Source organism: Citrobacter sp. CK188 (genome assembly GCF_030333525.1).
GTDB lineage: Bacteria > Pseudomonadota > Gammaproteobacteria > Enterobacterales > Enterobacteriaceae > Citrobacter_B > Citrobacter_B koseri.
The window spans coordinates 16,708-29,755 of the sequence record NZ_JAOWFU010000034.1 but is presented as its reverse complement, the minus strand read 5'-3'; the positions used below and the strand labels follow the sequence as shown (position 1 = coordinate 29,755).

Annotated in this window: 11 protein-coding genes; 7 read left to right on the top strand and 4 right to left on the bottom strand. The window is 55.4% G+C overall.

Translation table 11 applies throughout. The annotated features are described in order from the left end of the window. Positions 1-139: 139 nt before the first annotated feature. Entirely contained in the window at positions 140-2,299 is a 2,160-nt protein-coding gene (aas, locus tag OGV67_RS13805) for a bifunctional acyl-ACP--phospholipid O-acyltransferase/long-chain-fatty-acid--ACP ligase (protein WP_286465649.1), read from the top strand. Beyond that, on the top strand, positions 2,292-3,488 hold the full coding sequence (gene lplT / locus OGV67_RS13800) for a lysophospholipid transporter LplT (RefSeq protein ID WP_012134953.1): 1,197 nt from the start codon (positions 2,292-2,294) through the stop codon (positions 3,486-3,488). Before aas ends, lplT begins: the two co-directional genes overlap by 8 nt. A 751-nt stretch (positions 3,489-4,239) precedes the next feature. On the opposite strand, the gene OGV67_RS13795 is transcribed toward lplT, so the two are convergent. The 4 genes from OGV67_RS13795 to mutH form a co-directional block, all read right to left on the bottom strand. Continuing rightward, positions 4,240-5,280, bottom strand: coding sequence for an NADP(H)-dependent aldo-keto reductase (locus OGV67_RS13795; protein ID WP_047461513.1), 1,041 nt, complete (start codon positions 5,278-5,280; stop codon positions 4,240-4,242). Positions 5,281-5,399: 119 nt separating this feature from the next. Next, entirely contained in the window at positions 5,400-5,618 is a 219-nt protein-coding gene (ygdR, locus tag OGV67_RS13790) for a lipoprotein YgdR (RefSeq protein ID WP_012134951.1), read from the bottom strand. A gap of 146 nt (positions 5,619-5,764) precedes the next feature. Beyond that, on the bottom strand, positions 5,765-6,478 hold the full coding sequence (locus OGV67_RS13785; protein ID WP_049012027.1) for a TerC family protein: 714 nt from the start codon (positions 6,476-6,478) through the stop codon (positions 5,765-5,767). Positions 6,479-6,556: 78 nt separating this feature from the next. Continuing rightward, complete coding sequence (gene mutH / locus OGV67_RS13780; RefSeq protein ID WP_115614453.1) at positions 6,557-7,249, bottom strand: DNA mismatch repair endonuclease MutH; 693 nt, start codon at positions 7,247-7,249, stop codon at positions 6,557-6,559. Between the two features lie 186 nt (positions 7,250-7,435). Here mutH and OGV67_RS22175 point away from each other — a divergent pair, with 186 nt between their 5' ends. From OGV67_RS22175 to thyA, 5 genes are all read left to right on the top strand, one after another. After that, positions 7,436-7,582, top strand: a complete 147-nt coding sequence (locus OGV67_RS22175; RefSeq protein WP_047461519.1) for a hypothetical protein — start codon at positions 7,436-7,438, stop codon at positions 7,580-7,582. A gap of 351 nt (positions 7,583-7,933) precedes the next feature. Continuing rightward, positions 7,934-8,464 carry an RNA pyrophosphohydrolase gene (gene rppH, locus OGV67_RS13775; RefSeq protein WP_024130909.1) on the top strand — a complete coding sequence of 177 codons (531 nt, stop codon included), beginning with the start codon at positions 7,934-7,936 and terminating at the stop codon, positions 8,462-8,464. A gap of 13 nt (positions 8,465-8,477) precedes the next feature. Continuing rightward, a complete protein-coding gene (gene ptsP, locus OGV67_RS13770) occupies positions 8,478-10,724 on the top strand; it encodes a phosphoenolpyruvate--protein phosphotransferase (RefSeq protein WP_012134945.1) in 2,247 nt (748 codons plus the stop codon). A gap of 559 nt (positions 10,725-11,283) precedes the next feature. Then, on the top strand, positions 11,284-12,159 hold the full coding sequence (gene lgt / locus OGV67_RS13765; protein WP_047461522.1) for a prolipoprotein diacylglyceryl transferase: 876 nt from the start codon (positions 11,284-11,286) through the stop codon (positions 12,157-12,159). Positions 12,160-12,165: 6 nt separating this feature from the next. After that, positions 12,166-12,960 carry a thymidylate synthase gene (gene thyA, locus OGV67_RS13760; protein ID WP_012134943.1) on the top strand — a complete coding sequence of 265 codons (795 nt, stop codon included), beginning with the start codon at positions 12,166-12,168 and terminating at the stop codon, positions 12,958-12,960. Positions 12,961-13,048 lie beyond the last annotated feature (88 nt).

Sequence of the window (13,048 nt, the reverse complement as noted above, 5' to 3'; positions counted from 1 at the left end):
TTCGTACCTGTCTCTTGCACCAACCTGCGCGGATGCGCAGGTTTTTTTTCGTCCTTCCATTTACCTGTCGCGCCTGTTCCCCATCTCGTATAATCTGCAACCATGCATCTTTACCGAACTGTGAGCAAAGGGAGTTGACATGCTTTTGGGATTTTTTCGCAACCTGTTCCGCGTGCTTTATCGTGTGCGCGTCACCGGGGATGCCAGGGCGCTACAGGGTGAGCGCATCCTGATCACGCCAAACCATGTCTCTTTTATCGACGGTATTTTACTCGCCCTGTTTTTACCGGTTCGCCCTGTTTTCGCGGTCTATTCCTCTATCAGCCAGCAATGGTACATGCGCTGGTTAAAGTCGCTGATTGATTTCGTGCCGCTCGACCCGACGAAGCCGATGGCGATTAAGCACCTGGTACGCCTGGTAGAACAGGGCCGCCCGGTGGTTATCTTCCCGGAAGGGCGAATTTCGGTGAGCGGTTCGTTGATGAAAATCTACGACGGCGCCGGGTTTGTGGCGGCGAAGTCTGGCGCAACGGTGGTGCCGGTTCGTATTGAAGGCGCAGAGCTTACGCACTTTAGCCGCCTGAAAGGTCTGGTAAAACAGCGCTTTTTCCCGCGCATTCACCTGCATATCCTGCCGCCTACTCATTTGCCGATGCCGGAGGCGCCGCGAGCGCGCGAGCGCCGCAAACTGGCCGGAGAAATGCTGCATCAAATTATGATGGAAGCGCGCATGGCGGTGCGCCCGCGTGAAACGCTGTATGAATCACTGTTAGCTGCGCAGTACCGCTACGGGGCGGGTAAAAATTGTGTTGAAGATATTAACTTCACGCCGGACACTTATCGCAAATTGCTGACAAAAACGCTGTTTGTCGGCCGCATTCTGGAAAAATACAGCGCGCAGGGTGAAAACATCGGCCTGATGCTGCCAAACGCGGCCATCAGCGCCGCCGTCATTTTTGGCGCGGTTTCTCGTGGCCGTATCCCGGCGATGATGAACTACACGGCGGGCGTGAAAGGGTTGACCAGCGCCATTACCGCTGCGGAGATCAAAACCGTATTCACCTCCCGTCAGTTTCTTGAGAAAGGCAAACTCTGGCATCTGCCGGAGCAACTGACGCAGGTTCGCTGGATTTATCTCGAAGATTTAAAAGCTGATGTGACGCTCGCCGATAAGCTCTGGATTTTTGCGCATCTGCTGATGCCGCGCCTGGCGCAGGTCAAACAGCGGCCGGAAGAGGCGGCAATGATCCTCTTTACATCCGGTTCGGAAGGGCACCCGAAAGGCGTGGTGCACAGCCATAAAAGCCTTCTGGCGAACGTTGAGCAGATAAAAACCATTGCCGATTTCACGGCGAACGACCGCTTTATGTCAGCGCTGCCGCTGTTTCACTCCTTCGGTCTGACCGTCGGCCTGCTGACGCCGCTGCTGACCGGCGCTGAGGTGTTTCTCTATCCCAGCCCGTTGCACTATCGCATTGTGCCGGAACTGGTCTATGACCGGAACTGCACGGTGCTGTTTGGCACGTCGACGTTTCTGGGCAACTACGCGCGGTTTGCCAACCCGTATGACTTCTATCGTCTGCGCTATGTCGTCGCCGGCGCGGAAAAATTGCAGGACAGCACCCGACAGCTCTGGCAGGATAAATTTGGCCTGCGCGTTCTGGAAGGTTACGGCGTGACCGAATGCGCGCCGGTCGTGTCGATTAACGTACCTATGGCGGCGAAGCCGGGTACCGTTGGGCGCATTTTGCCAGGCATGGATGCGCGCTTGCTGGCGGTTCCGGGCATTGATGACGGCGGGCGTCTGCAACTCAAAGGGCCTAATATCATGAACGGCTACCTGCGAGTTGAAAAACCGGGCGTGCTGGAAGAGCCTGCGGCGGAAAATGCGCTGGGCGACGTTGAACAGGGCTGGTACGACACGGGCGATATTGTGCGTTTCGATGAAAACGGTTTTGTGCAGATCCAGGGGCGAGCGAAGCGCTTTGCGAAAATCGCCGGAGAGATGGTTTCGCTGGAGATGGTCGAACAGCTGGCGCTGGGCGTCTCGCCAGATAAAATGCACGCCACGGCGATTAAAAGCGACGCCAGCAAGGGCGAAGCGCTGGTGCTGTTCACGACAGACGGCGAGCTGACGCGTGAAAGCCTGCTGCAATATGCCCGCACACACGGCATTCCTGAACTTGCCGTACCGCGTGATATCCGCTATCTGAAACAACTTCCGTTACTGGGCAGCGGCAAGCCGGACTTTGTGACGCTGAAAAGCTGGGTTGATGAACCGGAAAAACAACATGCGTGAGTCAGTACATACTAACACTTCGATCTGGTCGAAAGGGATGATGTCGGTTATCGCCGCGCAGTTTCTCTCTGCGTTTGGCGATAACGCGCTGTTGTTCGCGACGCTGGCGCTACTGAAGGCGCAGTTCTACCCGGACTGGAGCCAGCCGATCCTGCAAATGGTGTTTGTAGGCGCTTACATTCTTTTTGCCCCCTTTGTTGGGCAGGTAGCGGACAGCTTTGCTAAAGGCCGGGTGATGATGTTCGCCAACGGCCTGAAACTGTTGGGCGCCGCGAGCATCTGTTTTGGTTTTAATCCCTTTGTCGGCTATACGCTGGTGGGGATTGGCGCGGCGGCTTACTCTCCGGCGAAATATGGCATTCTTGGCGAGCTGACCACGGGCGACAAACTGGTGAAAGCCAATGGTCTGATGGAAGCCTCCACCATTGCCGCGATTCTGCTGGGATCGGTGGCAGGCGGCGTACTGGCAGACTGGCATGTGATTGCGGCGCTGGTCGCCTGTGCGTTGGCCTATGCGGGCGCAGTTGTCGCTAACCTTTTTATTCCGAAACTCGCGGCGGCGCGGCCAGGCCAGTCCTGGCATTTGCGTAAGATGGTGCGCAGCTTCTTCTGCGCCTGCATATCGCTCTGGCGTAACGGGGAGACGCGTTTCTCGCTGGTTGGCACCAGCCTTTTTTGGGGCGCGGGCGTCACGCTGCGTTTTCTGCTGGTGCTGTGGGTGCCGGTAGCGCTGGGAATTACCGATAACGCCACGCCAACTTACCTGAACGCAATGGTGGCGATCGGTATTGTTGTGGGCGCAGGCGCTGCGGCGAAGCTGGTTACGCTGGAGACGGTAGCGCGTTGTATGCCTGCGGGTATTCTGATTGGCGTGGTGGTGCTGATTTTCTCTTTGCAACACGCGTTGCTTCCGGCCTATGCGCTGTTGACGCTTATTGGCGTGCTGGGCGGCTTTTTCGTGGTGCCGCTCAATGCGTTATTGCAGGAGCGCGGCAAGAAAAGCGTCGGCGCGGGCAACGCGATTGCGGTACAGAACCTGGGGGAGAACAGCGCGATGCTGTTGATGCTGGGTCTCTATTCGCTGGCCGTACTGGTGGGTATTCCGGTAGTGGCGATCGGCATTGGTTTTGGCGGGCTGTTTGCGCTGGCGATTGCGGCGCTGTGGATTTGGCAGCGCCGCCAGATGTGATTGTTGCGCCGTCGGTAGGCCTGATGAGCGTAGCGCCATCAGGCAGAAACGCCGGATGGCGGCGCAGGCGCCTTATCCGGCCTACGGTATGGTGCTGCCGGTAGGCCTGATAAGCGCAGCGCCATCAGGCAGAAGCGCCGGATGGCGGCACAAGTGCCTTATCCGGCCTACGGTATGGTGCTGCCGGTAGGCCTGATAAGCGTAGCGCCATCAGGCAGAAGTGCCGGATGGCGGCACAGGTGCCTTATCCGGCCTACGGTATGGTGCTGTCGGTAGGCCTGATAAGCGCAGCGCCATCAGGCAGAAGTGCCGGATGGCGGCACAGGTGCCTTATCCGGCCTACGGTATGGTGCTGCCGGTAGGCCTGATAAGCGCAGCGCCATCAGGCAGAAGCGCCGGATGGCGGCGCAGGCGCCTTATCCGGCCTACGGTATGGTGCTGCCGGTAGGCCTGATAAGCGCAGCGCCATCAGGCAAAGGTGCCGGATGGAGGCACAGTGCCTTATCCGGCCTACGGTATGGTGCTGCCGGTAGGCCTGATAAGCGTAGCGCCATCAGGCAGAAGTGCCGGATGGCGGCACAGGTGCCTTATCCGGCCTACGGTATGGTGCTGCCGGTAGGCCTGATAAGCGCAGCGCCATCAGGCAGAAGCGCCGGATGGCGGCACAAGTGCCTTATCCGGCCTACGGTATGGTGCTGTTGGTAGGCCTGATAAGCGTAGCGCCATCAGGCAGAAACGCCGGATATGCGCATTACGGTGCCGGGTAGGTATAAACCTGATGCACCGCTTCGATCTCTGCCAGCACCTCTTCGCTTAACTCCAGATGCAAACTCTCAACGTTGGTTTTTAACTGCGCCATCGTCGTTGCGCCCAACAGGGTGCTGGCGACGAACGGCTGACGACGCACAAACGCCAGCGCCATCTGGGCCGGATCGAGGTTGTGGCGTCTGGCGATGTCGACGTAGGCCGCAACCGCCTTTTGCGCCTGCTCGCCGCTGTAGCGCGTAAAGCGGCTAAACAGGGTGTTGCGCGCGCCGGCGGGTTTGGCGCCATTCAGATATTTACCGGTCAACGTACCGAATGCCAGGCAAGAGTAGGCCAGCAGCTCGACGCCTTCATATTGGCTGACTTCCGCTAATCCCACCTCATAACTGCGGTTCAGTAGGCTGTAAGGGTTCTGGATAGTGACAATGCGCGGCAGGTCATGTTTATCCGCCAGATGCAGATAGCGCATGACGCCGAAGGCCGTTTCGTTAGAGACGCCGATGTAGCGAATTTTGCCCGCGCGCTGGAACTCCGTCAGCGCATCCAGCGTTTCGAGCAGCGTGACAACCGGAGCCGAATCCGTCCAGCTGTAGCCCAGCTTGCCGAAGCAGTTGGTCGGGCGCTGCGGCCAGTGAACCTGATACAGATCCAGATAGTCGGTTTGCAGGCGTTTGAGGCTGTCGTGTAAGGCCTCACGGATATTTTTACGATCCAGCGCCTGATTGGGGCGAATTCCGCTGTCGTTATTACGCGATGGGCCGCTTACCTTGGAAGCGATAACCAGCTTCTCACGGCTGCCGTGTTTAGCAAGCCAGTTACCGACATAGGTTTCCGTTAGCCCCTGGGTTTCCGGGCGTGGAGGCACCGGATACATTTCGGCGACGTCGATCAGGTTAATGCCCTGATCCACGGCGTAATCGAGCTGTGCATGTGCGTCGGCTTCGCTGTTTTGTTCACCAAACGTCATTGTGCCCAGCCCCAGTGTACTTATTTCAAGCGAGCTGTGGGGTATACGGTGATAGTGCATAGCCGTTTCCTTCTTATTATGAAGTCAGTAAATCCCGACAAAGGAATATAAAAATGGCAGAGGGAAGAGAAAAGGGAAAGAGAAAATTCTAAGGCCAGCAGGGCTGCTGACCTCAACAATTAGCGTTCAATGATCTGAGAGACTTCGTCACGATTGATTTGCATCGCGTTGCCTTGCTGATCGTGGTAGCTCACCAGACCCGTATCATCGTCAATTTCTGGTTTACCGTCGGTCAGAATCATCCGACCATCTTTGGTCGCCATTACATAATCGCTGCTACATCCAGAAACAGCAAAAGCCAGTCCTACAGCGGAAATCACAACTGCCCATTTTTTCATCCATTTATCCTCACGTGGCCTGCGTCTGATAATAGTCTAGTAATAACCTGAAGTTATGTCTGATAAAAGCAGTAAAATCTTAAACTGTGAGGAACGGGAGCGGCATTGCGGGTATTCGCTCCCCTTACAGGGAGCGAAAGAGTGAATCAGAGAGGGTTCTTTTTATTGCGCATCAGGTTCAGGCTCTCTACCGCGATAGAGAAGAACATGGCGAAGTAGATGTACCCTTTCGGAACGTGTACATCGAAACTTTCCAGAATCAGGGTAAAGCCGACCAGAATCAGGAAAGAGAGCGCCAGCATTTTTACGGAAGGGTGGCGGTCAACAAACTCGCCGATAGGGCGCGCCGCGAACATCATCACGCCGACGGCAATCACAACTGCCGCCATCATGATAAACAGATGATCTGAGAGGCCCACCGCCGTGATGACGGAATCAAGGCTGAAAATAATATCCAGCATCATGATCTGGACAATCGCGCCCAGGAAGGAGGAGACGCGCGTTTTCAGCCCTTCTTCCTCGCCTTCAATCGATTCGTGAATTTCTTTACTGGCTTTCCAGATCAGGAACAACCCACCCAGCAGCAGGATCAGATCGCGGGCGGAAATCGCTTCGCCGAAAACCTCGAACAGCGGGTTTGTCAGGCGTGTGACCCAGGCGATAGAAGCCAGCAAAGCCAGGCGCATTACCATCGCCGCCGCCAGCCCAAGGCGTCGGGCGTGATTCCGTTGCGCTGTAGGAAGTTTCGCCACCACCAGAGAGAGGAAAATAATATTGTCGATCCCAAGAACGATCTCCAGCAGCGTCAGCGTACCGAGCGCGAGCCAGGCGTTAGGATCGGTTACCCATGCAAATAACATCGAACAAAGTCCTGCCAAAAAAAAGAAGCGCTAATTATAGGCGCGCAATGCGGCAGGTGAAAGTCCAGTCTGTGCCTGTTAGCCCTGTAACAGGAAATGGCGGGCCAGCAGCGTGCGAGTGAAGTTCTTTTTCAGATAAAAGCCGCGCGGCAGCGTCAGAATGGTCTCTCCCTGCGCGCCAATTGCTTCGGTAAGGGCTTTGGCATTCGCCGCTTTTGGCCGCAGTTGTAAAAATTCGCCATGCCGGGCGGTGATCCGCTCAACCTGACCCAGCACAATCATGTCCATCAACTCTTCCCAGTCGAGGCGAAGCTGCTGGTCTTCTTCTTCATTTGGGCTCCACAACAGTGGGGAACCGACGCGCCGATCGGCTAACGGAATACTGCGATCCCCCTCTACGGGAACCCATAACACACGTTTTAATTTGTGGCGGACGTGACTTGTTTCCCACGTCACGCCGCTGTTGCCGGTTAGCGGCGCGACGCAGACAAACGTGGTTTCCAGCGGGCGGCCAAGGCTATCGACGGGAATGGTTTTCAGCTCCACGCCAAGCGCGGCGAAATCTTGTTCCGGTTTGCTACCGGCGCTGGCGCCGAGCCAGATCTCCAGCAGCACGCCAATCCAGCCTTTATCCCGCTTCAAATCTTTAGGGGCCACTAAACCGGCCAGCGCCGCCAGTTCGCCCAGCGAGTAACCTGAAAGCTGCTGCGCCTGGGCAAGCAAAAGGGCTTCAGATGCTGGCGGAGAAAGTAGCGGGTGGAGTCCGGGCATGACGTTATACCTTAGGCGAAAAAGTGAACAATGATTTTATACCGTATGAACAGAGTTTAACGATTTCCACACGCGATGTTCAATCGCATGATTTATATTGGTTTTTAGGATCTGATTCTGCAAGTTGCGCAACAGAGAAATGGGTTTTCCAAATCTGGTCACTGAAAATAAACAGGATCTTACACCATGTTATCCACAGAAAGATGGGATAACTGTGAAAAACCGCCACTACTGTTTCAATTTACAGCCTTGACGTGCGACGAAAATCGAATTTTTACACAAATTGTGCCTAACTTATTGGCACAATCTGTGGATAAAAGCGACGGTGGTTGATCTTTCATCAGCCTGACGATCTTCAATGTGATGGCTGTCACGATTTAGCACGAATGGTCGCAGGTTTTGCATTTAACTTAATGAATTTACGAGGCTATTTTTTGATGGTGTTTGCCGCCCAATTCAGACTGTTCCGGGTTTTCCCGTAGTAATTCCGTACTTCTTCACAACTATATCCACAGAAAAGGTGAATAAAATCGTCTGTGAACACACCTCTCTGTTTATAACTCGGCTATTTGCTGTGAGTTATTCAATTGTTATTAGTAGCGCGTACGCCTAACAGAGTGGTTTACCGTCTCTCTGGAGTGTGAAACAATCATTCATATATAAGGTTTATGTTGAGGTAGTCCGGTGATTGATGACGATGGCTACCGCCCAAATGTAGGTATCGTAATTTGTAATCGCCAGGGGCAGGTTATGTGGGCCCGGCGATTTGGTCAGCACTCCTGGCAATTCCCGCAAGGCGGGATAAATTCAGGGGAGTCAGCAGAACAAGCGATGTACCGGGAACTGTTTGAAGAAGTCGGGTTGAGCCGTAAAGATGTGCGGATACTTGCTTCTACTCGCAACTGGTTGCGTTACAAGTTACCGAAACGTTTGGTGCGTTGGGACACGAAGCCGGTTTGTATCGGCCAGAAACAAAAATGGTTTCTTCTGCAATTGATGAGCGCTGATGCGGAAATCAATATGCAAACCAGCAGCACCCCTGAGTTTGATGGCTGGCGCTGGGTAAGTTACTGGTACCCGGTCAGGCAGGTGGTGTCATTTAAACGCGATGTCTACCGCAGGGTGATGAAAGAGTTCGCAAGTGTCGTGATGGCGCTTCAGGAGAGTACGCCGAAGCCACAAAACGCACCTGCCTGGCGACGTAAAAGAGGTTAAAGCTACGCAAATTATGCTCACCCGCCTGCGCGAAATAGTGGAAAAGGTGGCCAGTGCGCCGCGCCTTAACGAGGCGCTGAATATTCTGGTCACTGATATCTGTCTTGCGATGGATACAGAGGTCTGTTCGGTCTATCTGGCCGATCACGACCGACGTTGTTACTACCTCATGGCGACGCGAGGGCTAAAAAAACCGCGTGGCCGTACTGTCACACTCGCATTTGATGAAGGTATCGTCGGCCTGGTTGGCAGGCTGGCGGAACCGATCAACCTTGCCGATGCGCAGAAACACCCCAGCTTTAAATACATCCCGTCAGTAAAAGAGGAGCGTTTCCGCGCTTTTCTGGGCGTGCCGATTATCCAGCGCCGCCAGCTACTGGGGGTGCTGGTGGTACAGCAGCGTGAACTGCGCCAGTACGATGAAAGCGAAGAGTCTTTCCTCGTTACGCTGGCGACCCAGATGGCGGCTATCCTTTCGCAGACGCAGCTAACCGCGTTATTTGGTCAATACCGCCATACGCGCATCCGTGCGCTACCCGCCGCGCCCGGCGTGGCGATAGCGGAAGGCTGGCAGGATGCAACGTTGCCGCTGATGGAGCAGGTCTACGAAGCCTCCACCCTTGACCCGGCGCTTGAGCGCGAGCGGCTGACCGGCGCGCTGGAAGAGGCCGCTAACGAATTTCGTCGTTACAGTAAGCGCTTTGCCGCTGGCGCGCAGAAAGAGACGGCGGCGATCTTCGATCTGTATTCACACCTGCTTTCTGATGCCCGACTGCGTCGTGAACTGTTTGCCGAAGTCGATAAAGGCGCGGTGGCGGAGTGGGCCGTCAAAAAAGTCATCGAAAAGTTTGCCGAGCAGTTTGCCGCCCTGACGGATGGCTACCTCAAAGAGCGTGCCGGAGATTTACGCGCGCTGGGCCAGCGTCTGTTATTCCACCTGGATGACACCATTCAGGGGCCGAACACATGGCCCGAGCGTTTTGTGCTGGTGGCGGACGAACTCTCAGCCACCACGCTGGCGGAACTGCCGCAGGACAGACTGGCCGGCGTCGTGGTTCGCGACGGCGCGGCTAACTCGCATGCGGCGATTATGGTGCGCGCGCTCGGTATTCCGACCGTGATGGGCGCGGATATTCAGCCTTCGGTTCTTCATCACCGCACGCTGGTGGTGGATGGCTATCGCGGGGAACTGCTGGTCGATCCTGAACCGGTATTGTTGCAGGAATATCAGCGGCTTATCAGCGAAGAGAATGAACTAAGCCGGCTGGCGGAAGATGATGTCAATCTGCCCGCGCATCTGAAAAGCGGCGAACGCGTTAAGGTGATGCTTAATGCAGGGTTAAGCCCGGAACATGAAGAGAAGCTGGGCAGCCGTATCGACGGTATCGGGCTTTATCGCACCGAAATTCCGTTCATGTTGCAAAGCGGTTTCCCCTCGGAAGAAGAGCAGGTGGCGCAGTATCAGGGGATGCTGCAAATGTTTAACGACAAACCGGTGACTCTGCGTACGCTGGATGTCGGCGCGGACAAGCAACTGCCCTATATGCCGATCAGCGAAGAAAACCCGTGCCTGGGCTGGCGCGGCATTCGTATTACGCTCGATCAGCCGGAGATCTTCCTGATCCAGGTGCGTGCGATGCTGCGCGCCAACGCCGCGACCGGCAACCTGAGCATTTTACTGCCGATGGTCACCAGCATTGATGAAGTGGATGAAGCGCGACGCCTGATTGAGCGTGCCGGGCGTGAAGTCGAAGAGATGATCGGTTACGCGATCCCCAGGCCGCGCATTGGGATCATGCTGGAAGTGCCGTCGATGGTATTTATGCTGCCGCAACTGGCGAACCGGGTCGATTTTATCTCCGTTGGCACCAACGATCTGACGCAGTATATCCTGGCGGTTGATCGCAACAATACGCGTGTGGCCAGTATTTACGACAGCCTGCACCCGGGGATGTTACGTGCGCTGGCGATGATCGCTCAGGAAGCCGAAAAACAGGGGCTTGATTTGCGGCTATGCGGTGAAATGGCGGGCGATCCGATGTGTGTGGCGATCCTGATAGGCCTGGGATTCCGCCATCTGTCGATGAACGGTCGCTCCGTCGCGCGCGTGAAATACCTGCTGCGGCACATTGATTATGAAGACGCGCAAACGCTGGCGCAGCGCAGTCTGGAAGCGCAAATGGCGACGGAAGTGCGTCATCAGGTGGCGGCGTTTATGGAGCGCCGTGGCATGGGGGGCCTGATACGCGGGGGGTTGTGACAGGCGCAGTGCCCTTGATTGCCGGATGGCGGCGCACGCGCCTTATCCGGCCTACGGCGCGGTGCCATTCGTAGGCCTGATAAGCGCAGCGCCATTAGGCAAAGATGTTGTGCGGTCCGTAGGCCTGATAAGCGTAGCGCCATCAGGCAAAGGTGTTGTGCCGTTTGTAGGCCTGATAAGCGTAAGCGCCATCAGGCAAAGGTGTTGCGCGGTCTGTAGGCCTGATAAGCGTAAGCGCCATCAGGCAAAGGTGTTGCGCGGTTCGTAGGCCTGATAAGCGTAGCGCCATCAGGCAAAGATGTTGTGCCGTCTGTAGGCCTGATAAGCGTAAGCGCCATCAGGCAAAGGTGTTGTGCCGTCTGTAGGCCTGATAAGCGTAAGCGCCATCAGGCATTCCTGGGATTGTCATTGATAGCCTATACAGATCTTTTACATCTTCCCGGCATCACCGATGCACCCCTTGTGCTATCATTCGCTCCTTTGGAGCGCCTGTGAACGGCTGGCGTGCATATCAATTGCTGTCTATTTTCAGCGAAATAACAAGAACTTGTGGTGACAGATGACCAGTAGCTATCTGCATTTTCCGGAATTTGATCCGGTCATTTTCTCAATTGGGCCCGTTGCGCTGCACTGGTACGGCATGATGTACCTGGTCGGTTTTGTCTTTGCAATGTGGCTGGCGATTCGCCGGGCAAACCGTCCGGGCAGCGGCTGGACCAAAAACGAAGTTGAAAACTTACTCTATGCCGGTTTTCTCGGCGTTTTCCTCGGTGGCCGTATTGGTTACGTCCTGTTCTACAACTTCCCGCTGTTCCTGGAAAATCCGCTCTATCTGTTCCGCGTCTGGGATGGCGGCATGTCCTTCCACGGCGGCCTGATCGGTGTCATTCTGGTGATGGTGATCTTCGCCAGACGCACTAAACGTTCTTTCTTCCAGGTATCCGATTTTATCGCGCCGCTGATTCCTTTTGGTTTAGGCGCAGGGCGTCTGGGGAACTTTATCAACGGCGAGCTGTGGGGGCGTGTCGATCCGAGCTTCCCGTTTGCCATGCTGTTCCCGGGTTCTCGCGCGGAAGATATCGCGCTGTTGCCGTCAAACCCGCAGTGGCAGTCGATCTTTGATACCTATGGCGTTCTGCCCCGCCATCCGTCCCAGCTGTATGAGCTGGTGCTGGAAGGTATCGTGCTGTTCATTATTCTTAACCTGTTTATCCGCAAGTCGCGCCCGATGGGGGCTGTCTCTGGCCTGTTCCTGATTGGCTATGGCGCGTTTCGTATCATTGTTGAATTCTTCCGCCAGCCGGATGCGCAGTTTACCGGCGCATGGGTACAGTACATCAGCATGGGGCAGATTCTCTCTATCCCGATGATTGTCGCTGGTGTGATCATGATGGTTTGGGCTTACCGCCGCAGCCCACAGCAACACGTTTCCTGAGGAACCATGAAACAGTATTTAGAACTGATGCAAAAAGTGCTGGATGAAGGCACACAGAAAAACGACCGTACCGGAACCGGAACGCTTTCCATTTTTGGTCATCAGATGCGTTTTAACCTGCGGGAAGGATTTCCGCTGGTGACGACGAAGCGCTGCCATTTACGCTCCATCATTCACGAGCTGTTGTGGTTCCTGCAAGGCGATACCAACGTCGCTTACCTGCATGAAAACAATGTGACGATCTGGGACGAATGGGCCGATGAAAACGGTAATTTAGGCCCGGTATATGGCAAACAGTGGCGCGCATGGCCTGCGCCGGACGGTCGCCATATTGACCAGATCACCACGGTCATGAACCAGTTGAAAAATGACCCGGACTCCCGCCGTATTATTGTTTCCGCCTGGAACGTCGGCGAGCTCGATAAAATGGCGCTGGCGCCGTGTCATGCGTTCTTCCAGTTCTATGTTGCGGACGGCAAGCTCTCCTGCCAGCTGTATCAGCGCTCCTGCGACGTCTTCCTGGGACTGCCGTTTAATATCGCCAGCTATGCGTTACTGGTGCATATGATGGCGCAACAGTGCGACCTGGAAGTGGGCGACTTTGTCTGGACCGGCGGCGACACGCACCTGTACAGCAACCATATGGAACAGACGCACCTACAGTTAAGCCGCGAACCGCGCGCGCTGCCGAAACTGGTGATCAAACGTAAGCCTGACTCTATCTTCGACTACCGTTTTGAAGATTTTGAGATTGAAGGCTACGATCCGCATCCTGGCATTAAAGCGCCGGTCGCTATCTGACCTGAGCTCATCCTGTCATAACCGACGCCCTTGCGCGTCGGTTTTTTTTATCCTGTACGCCATTCTTCGGCGCTGATTCCCGAATTTT